We start from the raw sequence: 22010 nt of genomic DNA, 5'->3' as shown, positions 1-22010 counted from the left end.
TGCTTTTTATGGAGGGGCATATCTTGTTCAAGACAATCGTATTACCAGTCGCCTTGATGGGCGCGTTCGCCGGCGCACACGCCGACGAAGGGCAGTGGCAACCACACCAATTGCCACAGCTGAAAGCCGAACTGAAACGGGTCGGCATTGAAATTCCTGCGGAAAAACTGGCAGACCTGAGCAAGCACCCGATGAGCGCCATCGTGTCGCTGGGCGGCTGCTCGGCAGCCTTCGTTTCCGACGCGGGCCTGGTGGTGACGAACCACCATTGCGCGTACGGCGCCGTGCAGCGCAATTCCACGCCGGAACACAACTACATCACCAACGGCTTTCTGGCCAAGACGCGCGCCGCAGAGCTGCCGGGCGGTCCGAACAGCCTCGTGTATGTGACGGACAAGGTGGAGAACGTCAGCGAACGCGTGCTGAAAGGCTTGACGGCGGACATGAGCGGCCGCGCGCGCCACGAAGCCGTGGAAAAGCGCATCAAGGACCTGATCGCCGAATGCGAAACGGACAAGATGTACCGCTGCTCCGTGCCCGCCTTCCACCGCGGCCTCGAGTACTACCGCATCCGCCAGATGATGATACGCGACGTGCGCCTCGTGTACGCGCCATCGGACAAGATCGGCAACTTCGGCGGCGACATCGACAACTACGAATGGCCGCGCCACACGGGCGACTATTCGTTCCTGCGCGCCTACGTGGGCAAGGATGGCCGTCCGGCCGATCCGTCGCCCGACAACGTGCCGTACAAATCGAAGGATTTCCTGGTGGTCTCGGCCGAAGGCTTGAAAGCCGGTGACGGCATCTTGCTGGCGGGCTACCCCGGCCGCACCAGCCGCTACAAGCTGCCGGCGGAAATCCGCTTTGCGCGCGACACGGCCTTCCCATTGAAAGTATCGGAACTGCAGGCGGACCTGGCCGTGATGGCCGACGCCACCAATGGCGACGCTGCCGCGGCCGTGCGCTATGCCAGCGTGGTGAAAAGCATCAACAACGTGTTGAAGAAAACCCAGGGCTTGCTCGACGGTTTCGCCCGCAAGGATATCGCCGCCATCAAGGATGTGCAGGATGTCGAGTTCCGCGCCTGGTACGCCAAGCAGCCGAACGTGTCGCCGACCCTGCTGGCCGAACTGGACGCGGCGATCGCCAGCGACATGGCCTTGAGCGAAGAAGAGTTCGCCTGGACGGTGGCCACCAACAGCGACTTGCTGAAAAGCGCGCGCACCATCTACCGTTTGTCGCTGGAGCGCCAGAAAGCGGACGCCGAGCGCGAATCGGGCTTCCAGCAGCGCGACCTGGCCTTCATCAAGGCCCGTCTGGCACGTCTGGAACAGTCGTACGTCAACAAGGTCGACCAGGCACGTTTTGAAGCTGGCCTGAAGCGTTACGCGCAACTGGCGGCGAAGAGCCATCCGCAAGGCCTGGACGCGCTGCTGCCGGCGCCAGGCGCCGTGGCCGCCCTGTACCAGCAGACGCAACTGGCCGACACGGCCAAGCGCCTGGCCTGGCTGGAAAAGGACCAGGCCGCCGTTGCCCAGTCCGACGACGCCTTCATGCAACTGGCCGTCAAGCTGCATCCGGTGGACTTGGCGCTGGAAGAGCGCCGCAAGGAAATCGACGGCAACCTCGAGCGCGTGATTCCGCAATACATGCAAGCCGTGATCGCGTGGAAGAAGTCGCAAGGCAAGCCGGTCTATCCTGACGCCAACTCGACCCTGCGCGTAACATACGGCACCGTGTCGCCATACTCGCCGCGCGATGGCATCACCAAGGGCCCGTTCACGACCGTGGAAGGCATCGTCGAGAAAGTCACGGGCAAGGCCCCGTTCGAAGCGCCGCAAGGACTGATCGACGCCGTCAAGCAAAAACGCTACGGGCAGTTCCGCGACCCGGTACTGGGCACGGTGCCCGTCAACTTCCTCACCAGCGCCGACACCACGGGCGGCAATTCCGGCTCGGCCGTGATGAACAAGCGCGGCGAATTGATCGGCCTGAACTTCGATTCGACGTATGAATCGATCACCAAGGACTGGTACTTCGACACGGCCATCACGCGCGCCATCCACCTCGACATCCGCTACATGCTGTGGGTGATGAAGGAAGTGGACCATGCGGATAACCTGCTGCAGGAAATGACCATCAAGTATCCGAAAGCTGCCAAGAAATAATCTTTCTTGGTTGAAATAAAAGCCGCATCCGCCGCAGGGCTGATGCGGCTTTTTTGCGTATGGGCAACTAGTTTGAGTTCCGTCAATATGCCAGCGTTCACCATGGTTAGCATGGGTTAGGGGAACTATCCGAAGGAGGAAAAATGGATGATGGCGAGCTGGCAGCCGATCTGGCGCGGCTTTTCGGAGCGAGCAGGCGAGTCCAGGACAGCCGCTTGCTGCGCATGGATTTTCCACGTGAGGACGGTCCGCCCGATACCGCGCTGCTGGTCAACAGCTTGCGGGCACACGAGGAAATGTCGCGCGACTTCCGCTTCGAGGCCGAACTGCTGTCCGACAATCTCCACGTCCCCCTGACGGCCATGATGGGCCGCATGGTCACGATTTCGATGGTGCGTGATGACGGCAGCTTGCGTTATTTTAATGGTTATGTCGGCGAATTTCGCTTGTTGCGCAGCGATGGCGGTTTCGCGTTCTACCAGATGGTGCTGCAACCCTGGCTGGCGTTTTCCCGGCTGCGCATGGACAACGTCTCGTTCCACGAACGCACGGTCATCGACATCAGCGAAACGACCTTCGATCATTATGTGCAGCGCGACTGGCAAAACCGGCTGCATGAGGAAAAAGCGATTTTAAGCTGCGCCAACCAGCATGATGAAACCGATTACAACCATCTGCACCGGCGCTGGGAAGACCAGGGTATCCATTATTGGTATGAACATCGCGCCGACGGCCATACGCTCTGTTTGGGCGACAATACCTGGCTGAGCGACAGTATCGATCCAGGCGACGGCCTTGCCAGCACAGCCGACGAGATGGTGTTTCGCAGCGGCGCGGGCTCGCTGGAGCGCGACGGCATACGCGATTGGCAGGCAATACGGAACATCGCTTCAGGCTCGCTCACGCTGGCCAGTTTCAACTACAAGCAGCCCTATGCCAGCCGCGCCAGCGGCTATGCGCTGCACCAGCAGGGCGACGTGTTTGCCCATGAACTGTATCAGGATACCGGCTATGGTTATGCCGACATGGGCGACGGCGAAGCGCTGGCGCAACGCCGCCTGGAGGAGAGCAACTGCCAGGCGCAATATTTCGACGCTGGCGGCAATCACCGCTGCGCCCAGGCCGGGCGCAGTTTCACGCTGGGCGGACACTTCAGCGGCAAGCAATCCATGCCGGCCAGGGGTGAGCCGGCGCGCCCGGACATCGGCTCGCGCGAATACCTGATCCTGTCGGTCGATCATATCGCCAGCAACAATTACCAGGCAGGCTTGGGCGCGAAGTCGCATTATGAAAACCGTTTTCGCAGCGTCCGCAAGAGCATCCGCTGGTATCCGGGGCGGCAGTTCAACAGCACGCCTTGCACATTGCCCGGCGTGCAGACGGCGATTGTCACCGGGCCGGCAGGCGAAACCATCCATACCGACGGTCTGGGCCGGGTGAAGGTGCAATTTCACTGGGACCGGCTGGGCAAGTTCGACGCGGGCAGTTCGCCATGGATCAGGGTCATGACGCCATGGGCGGGCCAGACGTTCGGCCAGATCGCGTTGCCGCGCATTGGCCAGGAAGTGCTGATCCAGTTTCTCGACGGCAATATCGACCGTCCCGTCATAGTCGGTGCTGTGTACAACGGCAAGCATGCGCCGCCGTGGAATTTGCCGGGGCAACGCATGCTTGGAGGCTGGCGCAGCGCCGAACTGATGCCTGGCGGCGGCTACGGGGTGCGCGGCAACCAGCTGGTGTTTGATGACACGCACCAGCGCATCCAGGCACAACTGAAAAGCGATCATCAGCACAGCCAATTGTCGCTCGGCTGCATCAGCCGCATCGAAGACGCCAACGGACGCAAGGATGCGCGTGGCGAGGGCTGGGAGCTGGCGTCTGACGCCTGGGGCGTGGCGCGCGCGGGGCGCGGCATGTTGCTGACCACCGAAGCGCGCCCCGGCGCCGCCTCGCATATTAAGAGTATGGATGAAACCTTGCGCCGGTTGGCCGAGGCTGCTGAACGGCACAAGGCGCTTGCCGCCTTGGCGCAGCATTACGGTGCGCAAGAAAGTGCCGACCAGCAGGGCGCCGCCGCCGATGTGCTGAAAGCCCAGCATGCCGGGATCAAGGGCGGTGCCGGCAGTGGCGAAAACGCGTTTCCCGAATTATCAAAGCCGCATCTGGTGCTGGCCAGTCCGGCTGGTATCGAAACGACGACCGCGCAATCGACGCACATCGCCAGCGCCGAGCACACCGCGTTGACGACCGGGTGCGACCTGTCGCTGGCGGCCGGCGGCGGCCTGTTCGCCAGCATCGGCGCGGCGTTCCGCCTGTTCGTCCACAAGGCGGGCATGAAACTGATCGCCGCAGCTGGCCCGGTGCAGATCGCGGCGCAAACCGATGCGGTCGATATCGTCGCCAACAAGGTTCTGGAGTTGATCAGCCAGACCGACTGGGTGGATATTCGCGGCCGCAAAGGCGTGCGCCTGCATGGCGCCAATTGCATGCTTGAAATTAGCGACAAGGTACAGTTTTTTACCGCGTCGCCGACGCTGTTCCATGGAAACCTGGAAACGCTGGCTCCCAAAAACCGGCCGCAACCGGAGCTGGAGCCTGCCATCGGACCCGCCGAAGGGCAGTTGCAGCATACGATCCAGGCCCATGCGGATGGCGGGCTATACGCGCATGTGCCGTACACGCTGTACAAGGGGGACGCCGAAGTCGAACGCGGCTTGACCGACGAATTCGGCCGCATCCACATCGCGCATCAGGACGGCACGCCGCGCTACCGTGTCGTCCTTGGCAATGGCGAAGAGTTCTCATTGCAGGCGAGTGCACGCTTCGACCCGAACGCCGCGCCGGACGGCGAACAGAAGCTATCGAACCGCGGTTTGCGCGCGTTCGACGACACCGCCGATGGCCGCTGGGTTCAATGATGCACGACACTGACTGGAGAGCGCCATGCCGGAATCGAGCGGCCGTATCGAAACCACCCACATCGACGAGGTTGGCCGTACTGCGACCAGTTCGCTCCAGTGGCTGCTGGAAAACCGCAACCTGAAAGGCAAGGCCAGCCACCCGATTACGCATAACAACAAGCTGACACTGTTCATTTGCGGACAGGAAGGGTTCGCCGACATCGCCGGCGAGATCGCCAAGGCTAAACATTCAATCGACCTGTGCTGCTGGGGTTTCGACCCGGGCATGGAACTGGTGCGCGGCAACAGCGCCACCTGGCCGCGCGGCGACACGTTTGGCGATTTGCTGATCGCCGCCGCACGGCGTCACGTCAGGGTGCGCCTGCTGATCTGGCATGACCGGATCGGTTCGCCGATGGTGCACAATATGCCGGGCCATTCGCACGGCACCTCGCCATGGAAAACCGGTGGACAGCGCGCCGACGACATCAGCGCAAAAGCCAGCCTGGCGATGTTGCAGGACGCGGTCGCCAGGAAAGCGATGTTCAGCGGCGGTTTCAGGGGGGATAGGATCCGGCTCGAGGATATTCCGATGCTGGCGCGTGAAGAATATTGCTACAACTGGTATGTGGCGGCGTTTAAGGGCATGCTGAGTGGCATCATGATTCGTTTGCGCCACGGCGACAGCGGCGCAATAAGCAAGAGTATCTCGACCGAAATAAACCAGCCGCACGGCCTGACGATGGGGGAAATCGAAAAGCCCGGCATGCAATACCTGGGCACGCACCACCAGAAGCCGGTCCTGATCGATTTCGACCATGAAGAGGGCGCCAAGGCCGTCGGTTATGTGATGGGCCTGAACTCGGTGACCGATTATTGGGACACGACGGCCCATCTGCTCGACGATACGCGCCGCGAACAGGGCGGCGTCAACGAGCGGCGCGAGTGTTTGCAGGGAATGACCGCGGATGGCGGCTTCGCCACCTTGAAGCCCTATCAGGATTACGCCTGCCGCATCGACGGCGGCAAGGCATTGATCGCGCTGTACAACAATTTCGTAAAGGCATGGGACCGCGCTATCGACGACCGCACGCGTTCGGCTTCCACCGACTGTGTTAGCCAGGAGTTGCCATGTGGCAGCCCACCGGCGCGGCTGTTGCGCGAGGCCAGGAAGGATGACTCCACCGTGCAGATCGTCCTGACCCAGCCCGAGGAGCAGGACAAGACCATAAAGGAAACCTACTTTCGCGCCGTGACCCAGGCTAGCCTGGCGGCCGGCTACCTGTACGTGGAAAACCAGTATTTCCAGTATGAGGATTGGGCCCGGCACCTGCTGGCCGAGCGCAAGAAGGTGGTCGCCGCCTGGAAGGCCGGCAGTGTCAAGGCGGGCAAGAGTCTTGAAGATATGCCGTTCATGCACGTATTCATCGTCATTCCGGTGCCGGAGCGGGAGCAGATGGTGCCGCGCACCCACGACACGCTGGCGGCGCTGGGGCAGCACGCTGGCATGACGGGGCAGAATACCATGATCGACGACTACAACAAGCGACCGAAAACCCGGCGTATCACAGGCAGATTAGGCATCTCCACCGAGGTGGAAGTCCAGTTGCCCGACGTGGTGCGACACTCCAACGGCATCAACAAGCCCGGCGCGATGACGCTTGAAAGCGAATTCGGACTGAAGGTGTCGGTGGCCATGCTCAATGTCAGCGCGTTTGACACCAACCGCTGGCGCTACCGTGAAATCTACATCCATTCCAAATTGATGCTGGTCGACGACGTGTTCATGACCTTGGGCAGCGCCAACCTGAACCAGCGCAGCATGGCCGTCGACAGCGAAATCAATATAGCCACCGTCGATTATCGCGTGGCTCGGGACTTGCGCAAGCGGGTGTGGCGCATGCTTAGCGGCGGACTGGTCGATGGCGGGGGTGGGACGAAGGGGGAGATTGTGTCGGCGTTCGGGAACTGGGTGAAATTAATGAATGAGAATCGCGAAAAAAAGATTTCTTATTCTGGGAATTCTACAGATAAAAAAATGACTGGTTTTTTGCTGCCCTTGGAAGATAAACGCAGCTCCACGATACGTTTGGGGTGAGCATGAAAAAGTATAAAAATTTCCCCCTTCCCCTGCCATTTTTTATCTTGGCATTTTTCCTGATTTTCACTTTAGGCGCTTGCAAAATGTCAAACGACACGAAAGAAGTCCTGCCACGCGACCAAAGCCTGCCACTCTTCAATCCGCATGTTCCTGACTTCATTTGCGAAATCGAGGCGAGCAAGGTGCCGCCCATCGATGCGCAAGCGGAAGACTGGTTCCTCGAAGCGCGCGCCATGGAAGATCCTGAAATTTTCGTGGAAGACCGCGATTACAAAAAAATCGTCGATCTGACACGTCAGGCGGCGCAGCGTTCGCACTGGAAGGCGATGCTCAATCTGGCCAGCCTGTATGTGGAAGGGCGCGATCCTTTAAATGGTGAGGAAGAGGCGGTGCAACTGGTGGAAAAGGCGATGCGGCTGGGCATACCGGCGGCGTATGACCGGATGGGAACCTATTATGCGAATGGCACGGGCGTCAACGGCGACATCACTCGCGCTTATGCATTCTGGCAAAAGGCGGCACAGATGGGAAATCCGCAAGCGATGGAATTTTTGGCGGGTAAATTAAAAGTGGGACCGAGTAGTGAGGGCGCGGGTTATTGGTCCAATATTCCGGTAGCGACAAAGATGTTGGAGTGCGCTTTTGGCCAAGGAAACGGTTTAGCAGCCTATCAATTGCATTTTTTGTATGTGTCTCCGCGTGCTGCCAGTGGAGAAATAAATGGACGGCGTAACGCTGAAACAAAAAATCGTGCATTAAAGGTATTGCATGAAGGTGTTAAGTTTGGTTGTGAGGATTGTGCAAATGCATTGGCAATTGAATTCGGTTCACCTTTTGATCTTGCCGATATGCTGGCGCCATATGTGGACAAGGCTCGTGGAGAGCGATATCGTATGCTTAGTAATGCCCTCGGCTTCAACCCCAATCGCCGCTTCCCCAATCTCGATAAAATCTTGCCATTGCCACCGGCCGATCTGCCGCCGTGGGATGGTCAACGAAAGAGCCTGCTCGACGCCGCCATGGGCGTGCGTCCGCCGCCAGCCATTCCGCAGCCAGGCGCTGCGTCGTTTTCAAAAGAACCGTATTTCCTGGCCGCCGGCTATGCGTTGCGGCCCACCGGCTTGCACAGCGACGCGCCGACTGCGCCATTTTCCGCATATTGGCAACCTGTCGCTGGGCAGGGTTTGACGGAACCGGCCCGGCTGTTCGGTGAAGGCGAAGAGTTCCGCCATTTCAGCGTGCTGGATGCCGATGGCAAGAGCCGTTACGGCCCCGTGACATGGGAGCAGTGCCTGACGATACGGCACAACCATGGGACAGTGGAGCCGCGCGCGGTGCACGGCTTGCTGCGCGAGGTGGCGCGGCCCGAGCCTTTGTTGAGCTGCGCTTGCGGCCAAGCCTGTCCGGTCAGCGGCGTCTGGCAACCGTGGGTGGCGGCCGACCATCCGCTGCAGGCGATCGTCAACCAGTATTGGCGCCAGGCGTGGCTGAACCAGGGCGCGCCGTTCCCGCGACCGCGCCGCGACTGGCTGCTGGACTTGTCTGACGACGAGGTGACGTGGCATTTGATGGATGCGTCCCTTCCTGATCTTGGATAACGCAATGGATCGCAATCAATCCGGCATGGCTGCCACAAGAGGACGCCTTGCGTCGCTGATTGTCTTGTGCTGCCTGCTTGCCTGCAAAATGCCAGACGACAAAGTTTGGCCGCGCAACCAGAGCCTGCTCCTCTTCAATCCGCATGTCGCGGACTTCATCTGTGAAATCGAGGCGAGCAAAGTTCCGCCCATCGATGCGCAAGCCGAGGACTGGTTTCTCGAAGCGCGCGCCTTGGAAGATCCTGAAATTTTCGTGGAAGACCGTGATTACAAAAAAATCGTTGATCTGACGCGTCAGGCGGCGCAGCGTTCGCACTGGAAGGCGATGCTCAATCTGGCCAGCCTGTATGTGGAAGGGCGCGATCCTTTATATGGTGAGGAAGAAGCGGTGCAACTGGTGGAAAAGGCGATGCGGCTGGGCGTACCGGCCGCCTATGACCGGATGGGAACGTATTATGCGAATGGCACGGGTGTCAACGGCGACATCACTCGCGCTTATGCCTTTTGGCAAAAGGCAGCACAGATGGGTAATCCTCAAGCGATGGATTTTTTGTCAGATAAACTAAATGTAGGTCCTGCAAATGAAGGCGCAGGGTATTGGGCTAATATTCCTGTTGCAATAAAGATGATGGAATGTGCATTTTCCCAGGGGTACGGACCAGTTGCATATAATTTATCTTACATGTATGCCTCCCCGAGAATGGCCACAGGGAGAGTTAGCGGGCCGCGTACGCTAGAAACTAAAGCACTTGCTCTTAAAGTTCTACATGAGGGCGTAGCATTCGGCTGCGAGAAATGCGCAAACAAACTCACGATTGAATTCGGCGATCCGTTTGATCTTGCAAATATGCTGGTTCCGTATATCGATAAAGCGCGAGCGGAACGTTACGGCGTACTTAGTCGTGAACTGGGATTCAATCCCAACGCGCGCTTTCCTAATCTGGACAAGGTATTGCCACTGCCCCCCGCCGATTTGCCGCCCTGGAATGGCGACAGGGATACCTTGCTGCATGCCGCCACGGGCGTGCGCCCACCGCCAGCCACCCCGAAACCAAGCGCCGCCTCGCTGTTACAAAAGCCGTATTTCCTGGCCGCCGACTATGCGCTGCATCCCACCGGCTTGCACAGCGACGCGCCGACTGCGCCATTTTCCGCATACTGGCAACCCGCCCAAGGGCAAGGAGTGACGGAGCCGGCCCGGCTGTTCCGTAAAGGCGAAGAGTTCCGCCATTTCAGCGTGCTCGATGCTGATGGGAAGAGCCGTTATGGCAGCGTGACGTGGGAACAGTGCCTGACGATACGGCAAAACCATGGGGCCGTGGAACCGCGCGCGGTGCACGGCTTGCTGCGCGAGGTGGCGCGGCCCGAGCCATGGTTGAGCTGCGCTTGCGACCAGGCCTGTCCGGTCAGCGGTGTCTGGCAACCGTGGGTGGCGGCCGACCATCCGCTGCAGGCGATCGTCAACCAGTACTGGCGCCAGGCGTGGCTGAACCAGGGCGCGCCGTTCCCGCGACCGCGCCGCGACTGGCTGCTGGACTTGCCAGATGGCGACGTGACGTGGCATTTGATGGATGCGTCCCTTCCTGATCTTGGATAACGCAATGGATAGCAATCAATCCAGCATGGCTGCCGCGAGAGGATGCCTTGCGTCGCTGATTGTCTTGTGCTGCCTGCTTGCCTGCAAAATGCCAGACGACAAAGTCCTGCCACGCAACCAGAGCCTGCCCCTCTTCAATCCGCATGTCGCGGACTTCATCTGTGAAACCGAGGCGAGCAAGGTGCCGCCCATCGATGCGCAAGCCGAGGATTGGTTCCTCGAAGCGCGCGCCATGGAAGATCCTGAAATTTTCGTGGAAGACCGCGACTACAAAAAAATTGTTGATCTGACGCGTCAGGCGGCGCAGCGTTCGCACTGGAACGCGATGCTCAATCTGGCCAGCCTGTATGTGGAAGGGCGCGATCCTTTATATGGTGAGGAAGAAGCGGTGCAACTGGTGGAAAAGGCGATGCGGCTGGGCATACCTGCCGCCTATGACCGGATGGGGACGTATTATGCGAATGGGACGGGTGTCAACGGCGACATCACTCGCGCTTATGCCTTTTGGCAAAAGGCGGCACAGATGGGAAATCCTCAGGCGATGGCATTTTTGGCGGATAAATTAAATGTTGGACCCGCCAGTGAAGGGGCCGGCTATTGGTCCAATATTCCCGTTGCGACAAAAATGCTGGAATGTGCATTTGGGCAAGGATATGGTCCCGCAGCATTTGATTTGCATTATTTGTATGTATCTCCAAGGGCTGCCAATGGGAAAATAAATGGCTCGCGTAACGCTGAAACAAAAAATCGTGCATTAAAGGTATTGCATGAAGGTGTTAAGTTTGGTTGTGAGGATTGTGCAAATGCATTGGCAATTGAATTCGGTTCACCTTTTGATCTTGCCGATATGCTGGCGCCATATGTGGACAAGGCTCGTGGAGAGCGATATCGTATGCTTAGTAATGCCCTCGGCTTCAACCCCAATCGCCGCTTCCCCAATCTCGATAAAATCTTGCCATTGCCACCGGCCGATCTGCCGCCGTGGGATGGTCAACGAAAGAGCCTGCTCGACGCCGCCATGGGCGTCCGCCCGCCGCCCGCCACCCCGCAGCCAAGCGCCGCCTCGCTATTGTAAAAAAGATATTTTCTGGCCGCCGACTATGCGCTGCGTCCCGCCGGTTTGCGGTTCTGGCATGGCCCCGCACTGTTCACGCGCCACGACCTGCCGCATTGCCTGCGCCACGTATAATTTCCCGCACTATCCACCGCTATTCTTTTTCGACAGGTTCCCATGCCCCAGACTCCTGATTTGCCGCTGGATTGGCACGCGTTTGAAGCGGCCTATGACGTTGAAGCAAGCTGGTTCAGGCTGGCCAACGCATCGTTGGCGCTGCTGGGTGCGTCCCCATTCAAGGACCAGGCATTTTCAGCGTTTGCCTTTAACGCCGTATCGTTCCCGTCCCTTTCGCTGAGTTTTGACACCGACCCCGATAGCCGGGCGCGCGGTGACTATCCTCCGGACTGGTCGAACGAGTGCATGGAAGCCGATGTGCCGGAAATCGGACAATTATGGGAAGAGGGCCATGCAAGGATAGCCGGCGCGTTGAGCGAACTGATCGACGCTGCCGATGACGAGTTGCTCGATACCCTCGAAGAAGGCTATCTGCACAGCCTGAGGAAAACGATGGTGCGGCTTGAAACGCATCATGCTTTCGACCAGATCAAGACGTGTGCGCCGTTCTGGACCGTGGTCACGCAAGTCGATGCCGATACGGAGGAAGAGGAGCGCCTGCTCGAACAGGTGCGCCAAGGCCTTCTGGCGTGAAGGCTATATCAGGGCTTGCCAGGCCCTGACTTCTTCGTCCGTCAGCACAGGCCCCCAGCCGTCGCGCGGCGCCGCATCGTGCTGCACATAGTGCGCCAGTTGTGGCACCGCCACGTCATGCCGGGCACAGATGTCCAGCACGGCTTCCAGCTGGCGCCGGCTTGCCGGTAGGTCGTCGCCATGCCAGGTGCAGGCGCTCGTTTCCAGCACGTGCTGAACAAGTTCATCCAGTGCGCCGAGCAGGTGCACAGGGATGGCCATGCGGATGTCGTCGGGCCAGGGGTCGCCCATGCCCGTCACGGGCAAGGAGGCAAAGCCGCGTTCCCAGGCCGCAAAATCCCCAGGCGTGACCTGCGTTATTTTCCATACGTGGCCGGCGAACGCGGACAGGGCCGGATGGCGAATGTCAAGGCGTTGGCAAAAGCGCTGCAGGCACGTCACGGCAATGCATTGCCTGGCGATCACCGAGAGCGTGTCTATCGATATGTTGTGCATGAATCATGCGCTCCTGAAGGTGGCGCCTTTCAATAATTGAGTCAATTTGACTGGATTGCGGTAGTCCCGCCTGGCAAGGCGGCCTGCCGCAACGCTTCCACGGGCAATTGGAAAAAGCGCGGCACCATGGCCGGCGACAGGTCGTCGCCGCCATCCGCCATGGCCAGACGTCCGCTCAAGAGCAGCATCACATAGCCGTGGCCCAGCGACCAGCCGGCGCTGGCGGCAGCCTTGTCCCAGCGCGGGTCGAGGCCCGCTTCGCGCACGGCGGCGCCGGCCGTCTGCAGCACGTATTGAAAGCACGCTTGCGCCGCTTCCTGCAGGGCGGGGAACTGGCGCACGTCCTGGTGCTCGAACATCAACCGGTAGTGGGCCGGCGCGGCCAGGGCGAATTCGATGTATTGCTGGCCCAGCAGCTGAAACCGCTGGTCGGCGGGCAGGCTGCCTGGCGGCGGCAACTGCGTTTCCCATTTGTCGATCAGGCTGGCGAAGCCGGCTGCGGCCACCTCGGCCAGCAAGGCTTCCTTGCTGGGAAAGTGGCGGTACACGGCGGCAACCGAAACGCCCACCGTGCGCGCCAGTTCGCGCAGCGACAGGGCCGCGTCGCTTTGCTGGGCCAGCTGGGCGATGGTGGCGGCGAGCAAGGTATCCCGCAGGTTGCCGTGATGATAATTGCTGTTCGTGCTCATCTTATGTTATCGCTGTTCACATTGTCGTGTATGATGGCCATGTTATCACTGAAAACATGGAGAGCACATGCAAGAGATAGGCAACGTGGTACGCGCCGTGGCTTTGCCGCCCGGTGCCAGCATCGCACCCTTGTACCCGGGCAGCAACCTGGCCGACGCGTATGCCGTCGCGCTGCCGACTGCGCAGGCGCGCCAGATGGACATGGAAAACCTGGCGCGCGCGCTGCTGGGCAGTCAGCCGGGCTGGGCGCGCAAGCTGATGGTGGTGCGCGACGCCATCGTGGCGCGCTTCGGCATCCGGACGGCAAAGCAGATGGAAGCGCGGCCCGGCAAGCGCATCGGCATCTTCCGCATCTTTGCCGTCAGCCCCGATGAAATCATCCTGGGCGAGGACGACAGCCACCTGGATTTCCGCCTGTCGGTGCTGCGCAGCAAGCAAGATGGCCGGCATGGCTGCGTGACCGTGGCCAGCGTCGTGCATTGCCATAATTGGGTGGGACGCGCCTATATCTTGCTGATCCGGCCTTTCCACAAGCTGATCGTGCGGCACTCGCTGGCGCGCGCGGCCAGGGCGGGCTTCGCCTGAGCCGGGAAGGGGGGCTGACGGTGCGGGCAATCTTGCTTATTCATGGCCGGTATTGCATACTGCACCACCAGCCTCATCACGATTCCCATGAACGATACGCTTCTCCTGCTGGGTTTTGCCACCACGCCGCTTGAACTGATTTCCTTTGTCCTGGCACTGACAACCGTTGCGCTGAACATCCGCCAGAATCACTGGGCGTGGCTGTTCGCCATCATCTCCTCGGCCGCCTACGGTTTCGTGTTTTTCGAGTCGCGCCTGTATGGCGACATGGCCTTGCAACTGCTGTTCATCAGCGTCTCGTTCTGGGGCTGGTACCAGTGGCTGCATCCGGCCAGCGGCGGCAAGACCTTGCCCGTCACGCGACTGAACGGACGCGGCTGGCTGGCCTGCGGCGCAGGCTGGCTGATCGGCTTCCTGCTGATCGCCTGGCTGCTGACGACGACGGACACGGACGTGCCCCATGCGGACGGCTTCCTCACGGCAGGCAGCCTCGTAGGGCAATTCCTGTTGTCGCGCAAGAAGCTGGAAAACTGGATCGCCTGGATCGTCGTCGATGTGCTGTACGTGTGGCTGTATGTGCACAAGGGCCTGACCCTGACGGCCGTGCTGTATGCCTTCTTCGTCGTGATGGCCATCATCGGCTTGCTGGCGTGGAAAAAGTCGGCGCCGGCCGCACCCGATGCGATGGTCCTCAAGTGACGGCGCCTTGCGTGCGCGTGGCCATCCTGGGCGCGGAATCGTCGGGCAAGTCGACCCTGGCGGCCGCCCTGGCCGAGCGCTACGGCACCGTCTGGGTGCCCGAGTATTTACGTGAATTCGTCGAGAAGCAGGGCAGGGTGCCCGTGGCGGCAGACCAGTTTGGCATTGCGCGCACACAAGTCGAACGCGAGGCGGCAGCCGCCGCGCAAGCGCGCAACTTCCTGTTTTGCGACACGACACCGTTGATGACGCTGGTCTACAGCCGTCATTATTTCGACGGCGCCGATGCGCCGCTGGCGGCGCTGGCCGATGCCACGCAGTACGATCTGACCCTGGTGACGGCGCCCGACAGCCCGTGGGTGGCCGACGGCTTGCAGCGCGAGTCGGAAGCCGTGCGCCAGCTGATCTACCGCTACCTGCTCGACGAGCTGGACGCGCGCGGCATCGCCTACCACGTGCTGCACGACAGCCTGGAGGCGCGCCTGGAACAGGCGGCGCCCTTGCTGCAGCAGGCGCTGGCTGCGGCGCCTGCCATTTCCCTCAATTAAAAGTCGAATTGCGCCGACACCTTGAAGGTGCGGCTGGCGCCTGGATACAGATAGCCGTCCGATTCCGGCGTCACGTCGCGCCAGTAGAACTTGTCGGCCACGTTGTTGACGGCGGCGCGCAGCACGGCGCGCGTGCCGGCGATGCGCGTGGCCCAGGCGGCGCCCAGGTTGAACACGTGGTAGGACGGCACGAAGGTCGTGTTGTTGTACTCAAACGCTTTCTTGCCCGCAAATTCCCAGCTGCCATTGACGCTCAAGCCCGCCACTTGCTGTACGGCGTAGTCCGCATGCACGGCTGCCTTGAAGGCCGGCACGTTGGGTACGCGCTTGCCATCGAGGTCGGCATTGCCCGTGCCTGACTGCTGGCTGTTCAGTGCCGTCACGGACGCGCCCAGGCTCAGGCTGGACGATGCCTTGCCTTGGGCCGACAATTCCAGGCCGCGGTGCTGGGCCTGGCCTTCGCGCACGAAGTAGCCAGCGGCATTCTGGAATTCCAGGCCCTTGCGGATCTGGAATAGGCTGGCCGCCACCATGAAGTCCGGCGTCACGTCCATCTTCGCGCCAAGCTCGATCTGCTTGGAGCGGCTGGGCGTGAGTTCCTCGTTGGCATTCATCGCCTTGCGGTCGGCCGTGCCGCCATGTTCCATGCCTTGCGAATAGGCCGCATACACGGAGACATTGTCGAGCGGGGTGTAGACGAGCGACACGTTGGGCAGCAGGAAGTCGTGCTTGGCGCGGATTTCCTTGTCGGCCTTCAATACGTACTGGTAGCCGTCGACGTCGATATGGCGCAAGCCGCCATGCAGCTTCCAGTTTTGGGCCAGGCTGACGATGTCCTGCACGAAGACGGAGTTTTCCGTATCCTTGCGCACCAGGCGCACGGGACCCGTGACGCCGGGCGAGGTGCCGACGATTTGCGGCTGGTAGATGTTGCTCACGCCCACCCAGTCGTACACGTACAGGCCGGCACGGTCCTTGCGACGGAAGGTCGAGACGCCGGCCGTGAATTCATGGCGCAGGGATCCGGTGGCGAATTTGCCCTGGATCATGGCTTGCGCGCTCAGCGGCTTTTTCGTCTCGCCCAGGCTGCGGTAGTCATACACGTCGTAGTCGCCATTGCCGCAGAAGCCAGGATACAAGTCTTGCGCGCCGCAGCCGTACGGGAAGGCCGTGTAGTCGTCGCGCTTGAATGAGTGCTGGTTGGCCGACAGGGTCGCGTGCCAGTCGTCATTGAACGCGTACTGGAAGCGCAGGCCGATGTTGCTGGTGACGGTTTCCACGGGGCGCGTCCACGGCTGCAGGTTGAGCATGGCGTCGGCGCTGATGCCGGTCGGCAAAGTTTTATTGTTCAACAGCTGGAAGCCGGGCGCCGTCGCCTGTGCCTTGTCCTGGTAGTCGGCATCGAGTTGCAGCAGGGCTTGCGGCGAAATCTGCCAGTCGAAGGCGCCGGAAATGAACTTGCGGTTGCCGTCCGCGCCCTTGATGTAGGAGCGCAGGCGCTCGGCCGCCACGTTCACGCGGTAGCCGAAGCGCGTGTCTTCCAGGCGTCCGCCCAGGTCGACGGCGCCGTACAGGGTGCCCCGCTCGCGCGTTTCCACGGTGACGGTGCGCAGCGGCGCGGCGGTCGGACGCTTGACGATGAAGTCGATCACGCCGCCCGGCGCGGCCACGCCCGCCTGCAAGCCGGCCAGGCCTTTCAGCACTTCGATGCGTTCCTTGTTTTCCAGCGGAATCTGCGTATCGCCAGGAATGGCCACGCCATCCTTGCGGTAGCTGGAATTATTGTCGAGCTTGAAGCCGCGAATGGAAAACTGTTCCGCATAGCCGACGGCGTTGTAGGCGTCGTTGATGCTGGTGTCGAGCTTGGCTGCATCGCTCAGATTGCGGATCTGCAAGTCCTGCATGTCTTTCTGCGAAATGACGGTGACGGATACCGGCGTCTGCAGCAGCGGCGCGTCGGAAAAGCCGCCCACGGAGGCGCGCTTGGCAGCCGGCGCCTTGCTGGCCGTGACGACGACTTCGGCCATGCTTTGGGCCTGCGGGTCGGCGGCTTCGGTGGCGTCATTCGCGGCAAAGGCCGGTGCGGCAAACGCGTGCAGGATCGCCAGGGTCAGTACAGAAACGGATAAATTCGGTGTGGACATAGATTGCTCGTGGTTCAAGCCGTCTCTGTACAGAGCACGGCAGGCTGCTTGTTCGGCTGGCGCCAACGCAGGAGCTATCAAAGGAGGGAGGTACTTTGCGCTTTCCTTCGCTGGCATTATCCAGATCAGGTACGAAGGGTATCTCTCACCCGGATGACTGCTCCAGGACCCCTAGCGAAACGACAGCTTAGCATGAAGCACGGCCAGCTGTCCCACCCGGCTGACCGTTTTACAACAGTGTGGTGTGAATCTACAAACTGAGCTCGAGCACCTTGCGGCTGATGGCGGGCGTGATTTCACGCTGCTCGCCCAGCGCCGTCATGCCGTGCGCTTCCAGGGCGGACACGACGGCATCCACGCTCGCATGGTTCAGGCCGTAGTCGGCCAGGCGCGTCTTGACGCCCATGTGGCGGAAGAAGAATTCCGTGCGCGCGATGGCCGCCTCGATGCGGCCATCCTCGTCGCCGCCGTCCAGGCCCCAGACGCGGGCCGCGTACTGCAGCAGCTTGGCGCGCTTGGCCTGCTTGCGCACGCGCAGCATGCTGGGCAGGATGATGGCCAAGGTTTGCGCATGGTCGAGCTCGTACAAGGCCGTCAATTCGTGGCCGATGGCGTGCGTGGACCAGTCCTGTGGCACGCCCACGCCGATCAGGCCGTTCAAGGCCAGGGTGGCGCTCCACATCACGTTGGCGCGCACGTCGTAGTCATCCGGATGCGACAGCGCCTTCGGGCCTTCCTCGATCAGGGTCAATAAAATGCCTTCGGCGAAGCGGTCCTGCACGGAGGCGTTCACCGGGTAGGTCAGGTATTGCTCCATCACATGCGCAAACGCGTCGACGACGCCATTGCCCACCTGGCGCAGCGGCAAGGTGAACGTTTTCGACGGGTCCAGCACGGAGAATTTCGGATACACCTTGCGGCTCATGAACGAGCGCTTTTCCTGCGTGGCCTTGCGCGTGATCACGGCCGAACCATTCATTTCGGAACCCGTGGCCGGCAAGGTCAATACGGTGCCGAAGGGCAGGGCCGCTTCGACGATCTTGCCGCCCTTGGCCAGGATGTCCCACGCCTCGCCCTCATGCAGGGCGGCGGCGGCGATGAACTTGGTGCCATCGACCACGGAGCCGCCGCCGACGGCCAGCAGGAAATCGATGCGCTCGCTTTTCACGAGGGCCACGGCCTGCATCAGCGTTTCATAGCTGGGATTGGGCTCGATGCCGGCAAATTCGAGCACCGTATGGCCGGCCAGCGCCGCCCTGACTTCATCGTAGACGCCGTTCTGCCGGATGCTGCCGCCGCCATACGTCATGAGCACTCTGGCCTGGGGCGGGATCAGCGCCGTGATGGCGGCGATCTGGCCCTGGCCGAAGAGGATTTGCGTCGGATTGTAAAAGTCGAAATTGAACATGGGGCTCCTGCCGCTGGGGTTTAGGCTGTTGCTGAGCCATGATTATGGCCGAACGGGTGGAAACGTGTCGTGGACGCTTGAGCTTTTCGCCCGCGCGGTGGAGAATGCAGCCGATGTCACCACCACGCGAAAAGGAATGCGCATGACCACCGTCCCACTGGAAGAATCCGGCCTGCCGGCCACCGCGCTCGACATGCACCGCGCCATCGGCGCCACCATCGCCGCACTGCAGGCGCTGGACTTGAACAGCCAGCGCTTCGAGGCGTGCACGGACCCGGAACTGCGCCGCGTGCTCGCGCATGCGGGCGACACGAGCCGCAAGGAAGTGGCGATGCTGCTCGAATGGATGCGCCGCCGCGACGCGCGCCTGGACACGGCCATGAAGGAAGCGCTGTTCAAGGCGGGGCCGATAGTTGCCCAGTATCACTATGACGAGAAAATATTGTAACTATTGGTTTGTTGTTGTGGTGTACCATGCGCCACTTTCGCATCGCTTCGCGTAGACTGTGCCCCGAACACGATTTTGGGGGAGTTTACAGAATGAAATCATTACCATACCGAGAAGGCAGCTGGTTTGCCGTGCCCCTGCCGGGCGGCGGTTATGCCGTCGGCGTGGTGGCGCGCAGGGCGCCTGCCGGGCGCATCATGCTGGCGTATATGTTCGGGCCCAAGCGCGACAGCTTGCCCACGCTGCAGGAGCTGGAAGGCTTGCGGCCGGAACAGGCCGTGCGCCGCCTGCGCACGGGAGACATGGCCCTGCTCAACGAGCGCTGGCCCCTGCTGGGCGACAGTCCCCACTGGAACCGTGATGACTGGCCCATGCCGGCCTTTATCCGTCGCAATGAATCCTTGCAGCGCGCCTGGCGCGCCAGCTATGCGGACGCCGATCCTGCCAAGCTGAATCGCGAGGAATCGATCCCCTTCGATACGCCGGGCATGGAAAGCGATTCCCTGTACGGCTATGGGGCGACGGAATTGTTGATGAGTAAATTGCTGGCGCAGGAGCAGGCGTCCGCTTGACCGCGGTCCGGCGGCGTAGGTCGGATTAGCGAGGCCTTGCCTCGCGTAATCCGACAACATTGTTGGCCAAGGCCGCTGGTGGTGTCGGCTTACGCGCCTTGCGCTAAGCCGACCTACGCCGCTGGCAAACTGATCTGAAACGCCAGGCCGCCGCCTTCGCGGTTGCGCACCTGTAATTCGGCGCCGTGGCGCAGCAGCACGCGGTCGACGATGGCCAGGCCCAGGCCGGCACCGTTGGCTTGGCCGCGCGCCGTGTCGAGACGGGTGAACGGTTTCATCAGCTGCTCGATCTTTTCCGCCGGCACGCCCGTGCCGTGGTCCTGCACCTCGATGATGACCTTTTTTGCGCCGTGGCTGGTGCGTACCTGGCAGGCGATGTCGATTTCCGTCATGTCGCTGCCCGGCGTCTTGCCATAGCGGCGCGCATTCTCGATCAGGTTGTTCAATACGCGGCGCAAGTCGGTGGGGTTGCCCATCGCATGCGCGCCATCGGCGATGGTGGCGTTGATCTTCACGTCCGGCAGGCGCATGGCTTCGCGCGTCATGTCGCTGAGTAAACCGCTCAGGTCGACGTCCGTAAAGCTCGACGCTTCCGTCGGCTTGGCATAGTCGAGGAACTGGCCGATGATGGCGTCCATCTGCCCGATATCGGACTGGATGCCTTCGCGCGCCTCGTCCGACAGGTTCGCCATTTCCACTTCCAGCTGCATGCGCGCCAGCGGCGTGCGCAAATCATGCGAAATGCCCGCCAGGATCACGGCGCGGTCCGATTCCACCTGTTGCAGATCGTCGACCATCTGGTTGAAGCTGCGGTTCGCCTCGATGATTTCGATCGGGCCCTTTTCCGGCAGCGGCGCCGGCTGCTTGCCCTTGGCGATGTCGCGCGCGGCCGCCGTCAGACGCGACAGCGGCAGGTTGATCAGGCTGGAAATGATGGCCGCGCCCAGCAGGGACAGCAGGGACACCAGGCTGGCCCAGCCCAGCCACTGGAAGCCCGTCAGGCCGCGCAGGCGCTCGCGGTCCAGCATCAGCCAGTACTCGTCGTCGTCGATCTTGAAGCTGACCCAGAAGCCGGCCACGCCGTTGACGCGCGCGGAAAAGCGCGTGTCCTTGCCCAGTTTGGCTTTCACCAGCGCCTCGATCTCGGGCATCAGGTAATTGTCGGGCGGCGGCTCGATGCGGTCGTCCTCTTCCAGCGAGAAGATGCGGATGCCTTCATTGCTGACGAGGTCGAACAGCAGCTCGCGCCGCAGTTCGGGAGCCGAGTGCGTCAATGCCGCATGCGTGATGGTGACGACGGAAATGATCTGGGCGGAAATCTGCTGCGCCTGCGGCTCGCGCTGGATGACGGAAATCATGCCGATCCAGGTGATCATGCTGACCGTGGTCAAAGTGCCCAGCAGCAAAAAGGTGCGCCAGAACAGGCCGCTTTTCAGCCGCGCCAGGCTGATATCGGGAACAAGCTTCATCATGCCTCGCCTGCGATCAGCGCGGCTGTCCGTCCGGGATGAAGACGTAGCCGAGGCCCCACACGGTCTGGATGAACAGCGGGCTCGACGGGTCGGGTTCGATCAGCTTGCGCAGGCGCGAAATCTGCACGTCCAGGCTGCGGTCGAACACTTCGTATTCGCGGCCGCGCGCCAGTTCCATCAGTTTTTCGCGCGACAGCGGCTGGCGCGCATGGCGGGCAAACACTTTCAGCACGGAAAACTCGCCGGTCGTCAGCGGCACCGTTTCGCCATTCTTTTTCAGGGTGCGCGTGCCCAGGTCCAGCACGAAGTCGCCGAATTCGAAGGTTTGCGGCGTTTCCGACGGGGCGCCCGGGATTTCATCGGGACCCTTGCGGCGCAGCACGGCGCCGATGCGGGCCACCAGTTCGCGCGGATTGAACGGTTTCGGCAGGTAGTCGTCGGCACCCATTTCCAGGCCCACGATGCGGTCCACGTCCTCGCCCTTGGCCGTCAGCATGATGATCGGCGTCTGGTCGCCCGCGCCGCGCAGGCGGCGGCAGATCGACAGGCCGTCTTCACCGGGCAGCATCAGGTCGAGCACCAGCAGGTCGTAGCGTTCGCGCAGCCACAGCTTGTTCATGGCCGTCGCGCTCTCTGCCGTGAAGACATTGAAGCCCTGTTCGGTCAGGTAGCGCCGCAGCAGGTCGCGCAGGCGCACATCGTCATCGACCACCATGATTTTTGCCTGGTGGCCGTGGATCGATTGCGTTGTTGTATTGCTGCCGGAAGTGGAGGTTGTGGTCATTTAGGGTGTCGTGTTATCTTATATTAGTTGCTA

18 protein-coding genes and 1 riboswitch are annotated in these 22010 nt (G+C 61.3%); of the genes, 12 read left to right on the top strand and 6 right to left on the bottom strand.

Features of this window, described 5'->3' with window-relative positions:
- Nucleotides 1–23 precede the first annotated feature (23 nt).
- The 7 genes from CLU90_RS09465 to CLU90_RS09435 all read left to right on the top strand — a co-directional run bounded on the left by CLU90_RS09465 (nt 24) and on the right by CLU90_RS09435 (nt 12132).
- Entirely contained in the window at nt 24–2171 is a 2148-nt protein-coding gene (locus CLU90_RS09465) for a S46 family peptidase (protein ID WP_442906684.1), read from the top strand.
- A gap of 143 nt (nt 2172–2314) precedes the next feature.
- Nucleotides 2315–5089, top strand: a complete 2775-nt coding sequence (locus tag CLU90_RS09460; protein ID WP_100427755.1) for a type VI secretion system Vgr family protein — start codon at nt 2315–2317, stop codon at nt 5087–5089.
- Between the two features lie 25 nt (nt 5090–5114).
- Nucleotides 5115–7169 (top strand): phospholipase D-like domain-containing protein, encoded by a 2055-nt coding sequence (locus CLU90_RS09455; protein WP_100427754.1) that lies wholly within the window; start codon nt 5115–5117, stop codon nt 7167–7169.
- Between the two features lie 2 nt (nt 7170–7171).
- On the top strand, nt 7172–8770 hold the full coding sequence (locus CLU90_RS09450; RefSeq protein ID WP_100427753.1) for a tetratricopeptide repeat protein: 1599 nt from the start codon (nt 7172–7174) through the stop codon (nt 8768–8770).
- A 4-nt stretch (nt 8771–8774) separates the two neighbouring features.
- Entirely contained in the window at nt 8775–10367 is a 1593-nt protein-coding gene (locus CLU90_RS29210; protein WP_157808784.1) for a tetratricopeptide repeat protein, read from the top strand.
- A gap of 4 nt (nt 10368–10371) precedes the next feature.
- Nucleotides 10372–11442, top strand: coding sequence for a tetratricopeptide repeat protein (locus CLU90_RS09440; RefSeq protein ID WP_100427751.1), 1071 nt, complete (start codon nt 10372–10374; stop codon nt 11440–11442).
- A gap of 156 nt (nt 11443–11598) precedes the next feature.
- Nucleotides 11599–12132, top strand: a complete 534-nt coding sequence (locus tag CLU90_RS09435; protein ID WP_100427750.1) for a hypothetical protein — start codon at nt 11599–11601, stop codon at nt 12130–12132.
- 3 nt (nt 12133–12135) lie between these two features.
- On the opposite strand, the gene CLU90_RS09430 is transcribed toward CLU90_RS09435, so the two are convergent.
- Both CLU90_RS09430 and CLU90_RS09425 read right to left on the bottom strand, forming a co-directional pair.
- A complete protein-coding gene (locus CLU90_RS09430) occupies nt 12136–12627 on the bottom strand; it encodes a hypothetical protein (protein WP_100427749.1) in 492 nt (163 codons plus the stop codon).
- A 41-nt stretch (nt 12628–12668) separates the two neighbouring features.
- Nucleotides 12669–13316: a TetR/AcrR family transcriptional regulator gene (locus CLU90_RS09425; protein ID WP_100427748.1), complete on the bottom strand. Its 648-nt coding sequence runs from the start codon at nt 13314–13316 to the stop codon at nt 12669–12671.
- Nucleotides 13317–13383: 67 nt separating this feature from the next.
- Between CLU90_RS09425 and CLU90_RS09420 the strand changes: the two genes are divergently transcribed.
- The 3 genes from CLU90_RS09420 (at nt 13384) to CLU90_RS09410 (ending at nt 15149) form a co-directional block, all read left to right on the top strand.
- Entirely contained in the window at nt 13384–13902 is a 519-nt protein-coding gene (locus tag CLU90_RS09420; RefSeq protein ID WP_092719519.1) for a DUF2867 domain-containing protein, read from the top strand.
- A gap of 87 nt (nt 13903–13989) precedes the next feature.
- A complete protein-coding gene (gene pnuC, locus CLU90_RS09415; RefSeq protein ID WP_092719544.1) occupies nt 13990–14601 on the top strand; it encodes a nicotinamide riboside transporter PnuC in 612 nt (203 codons plus the stop codon).
- Nucleotides 14598–15149 (top strand): AAA family ATPase, encoded by a 552-nt coding sequence (locus CLU90_RS09410; protein ID WP_232731144.1) that lies wholly within the window; start codon nt 14598–14600, stop codon nt 15147–15149. The genes pnuC and CLU90_RS09410 overlap by 4 nt, the downstream gene beginning before the upstream one ends.
- Here the strand turns inward: CLU90_RS09410 and CLU90_RS09405 are convergent.
- Entirely contained in the window at nt 15146–17293 is a 2148-nt protein-coding gene (locus CLU90_RS09405; RefSeq protein ID WP_092719516.1) for a TonB-dependent siderophore receptor, read from the bottom strand. The two genes, CLU90_RS09410 and CLU90_RS09405, sit on opposite strands and share 4 nt — an antisense overlap.
- An 85-nt stretch (nt 17294–17378) precedes the next feature.
- Nucleotides 17379–17476, bottom strand: a riboswitch (TPP riboswitch).
- 67 nt (nt 17477–17543) lie between these two features.
- Nucleotides 17544–18701, bottom strand: a complete 1158-nt coding sequence (locus CLU90_RS09400) for an iron-containing alcohol dehydrogenase (RefSeq protein WP_092719514.1) — start codon at nt 18699–18701, stop codon at nt 17544–17546.
- Nucleotides 18702–18843: 142 nt separating this feature from the next.
- On the opposite strand from CLU90_RS09400, the gene CLU90_RS09395 reads away from it, so the two are divergent.
- On the top strand, nt 18844–19149 hold the full coding sequence (locus CLU90_RS09395; RefSeq protein WP_232731143.1) for a ferritin family protein: 306 nt from the start codon (nt 18844–18846) through the stop codon (nt 19147–19149).
- A gap of 92 nt (nt 19150–19241) precedes the next feature.
- Nucleotides 19242–19721 carry an Imm26 family immunity protein gene (locus CLU90_RS09390; RefSeq protein ID WP_034749862.1) on the top strand — a complete coding sequence of 160 codons (480 nt, stop codon included), beginning with the start codon at nt 19242–19244 and terminating at the stop codon, nt 19719–19721.
- Nucleotides 19722–19834: 113 nt separating this feature from the next.
- Here CLU90_RS09390 and CLU90_RS09385 read toward each other — a convergent pair whose 3' ends face one another.
- On the bottom strand, nt 19835–21193 hold the full coding sequence (locus CLU90_RS09385; RefSeq protein WP_092719508.1) for a sensor histidine kinase: 1359 nt from the start codon (nt 21191–21193) through the stop codon (nt 19835–19837).
- A 13-nt stretch (nt 21194–21206) separates the two neighbouring features.
- Nucleotides 21207–21908, bottom strand: coding sequence for an osmolarity response regulator transcription factor OmpR (gene ompR, locus CLU90_RS09380; protein WP_223278807.1), 702 nt, complete (start codon nt 21906–21908; stop codon nt 21207–21209).
- Between the last annotated feature and the right edge of the window lie 102 nt (nt 21909–22010).

Source organism: Janthinobacterium sp. 67, from assembly GCF_002797895.1.
GTDB lineage: Bacteria > Pseudomonadota > Gammaproteobacteria > Burkholderiales > Burkholderiaceae_D > Janthinobacterium.
Note: the sequence above shows the minus strand (reverse complement) of the source record. Positions and strands in the feature narration are given on the sequence as shown.

Bases quoted from the DNA above. Each gene is read 5' to 3' on its own strand.
- pnuC (WP_092719544.1), top strand. From the start codon at position 13,990: ATGAACGATACGCTTCTCCTGCTGGGTTTTGCCACCACGCCGCTTGAA.
- CLU90_RS09405 (WP_092719516.1), bottom strand. From the start codon at position 17,293: ATGTCCACACCGAATTTATCCGTTTCTGTACTGACCCTGGCGATCCTG.
- CLU90_RS09435 (WP_100427750.1), top strand. From the start codon at position 11,599: ATGCCCCAGACTCCTGATTTGCCGCTGGATTGGCACGCGTTTGAAGCG.
- CLU90_RS09400 (WP_092719514.1), bottom strand. From the start codon at position 18,701: ATGTTCAATTTCGACTTTTACAATCCGACGCAAATCCTCTTCGGCCAG.
- CLU90_RS09455 (WP_100427754.1), top strand. From the start codon at position 5,115: ATGCCGGAATCGAGCGGCCGTATCGAAACCACCCACATCGACGAGGTT.
- CLU90_RS09450 (WP_100427753.1), top strand. From the start codon at position 7,172: ATGAAAAAGTATAAAAATTTCCCCCTTCCCCTGCCATTTTTTATCTTG.
- CLU90_RS09420 (WP_092719519.1), top strand. From the start codon at position 13,384: ATGCAAGAGATAGGCAACGTGGTACGCGCCGTGGCTTTGCCGCCCGGT.
- CLU90_RS09395 (WP_232731143.1), top strand. From the start codon at position 18,844: ATGACCACCGTCCCACTGGAAGAATCCGGCCTGCCGGCCACCGCGCTC.
- CLU90_RS09425 (WP_100427748.1), bottom strand. From the start codon at position 13,316: ATGAGCACGAACAGCAATTATCATCACGGCAACCTGCGGGATACCTTG.
- CLU90_RS09460 (WP_100427755.1), top strand. From the start codon at position 2,315: ATGGATGATGGCGAGCTGGCAGCCGATCTGGCGCGGCTTTTCGGAGCG.
- CLU90_RS29210 (WP_157808784.1), top strand. From the start codon at position 8,775: ATGGATCGCAATCAATCCGGCATGGCTGCCACAAGAGGACGCCTTGCG.
- ompR (WP_223278807.1), bottom strand. From the start codon at position 21,908: ATGGTGGTCGATGACGATGTGCGCCTGCGCGACCTGCTGCGGCGCTAC.
- CLU90_RS09385 (WP_092719508.1), bottom strand. From the start codon at position 21,193: ATGATGAAGCTTGTTCCCGATATCAGCCTGGCGCGGCTGAAAAGCGGC.
- CLU90_RS09440 (WP_100427751.1), top strand. From the start codon at position 10,372: ATGGATAGCAATCAATCCAGCATGGCTGCCGCGAGAGGATGCCTTGCG.
- CLU90_RS09390 (WP_034749862.1), top strand. From the start codon at position 19,242: ATGAAATCATTACCATACCGAGAAGGCAGCTGGTTTGCCGTGCCCCTG.
- CLU90_RS09430 (WP_100427749.1), bottom strand. From the start codon at position 12,627: ATGCACAACATATCGATAGACACGCTCTCGGTGATCGCCAGGCAATGC.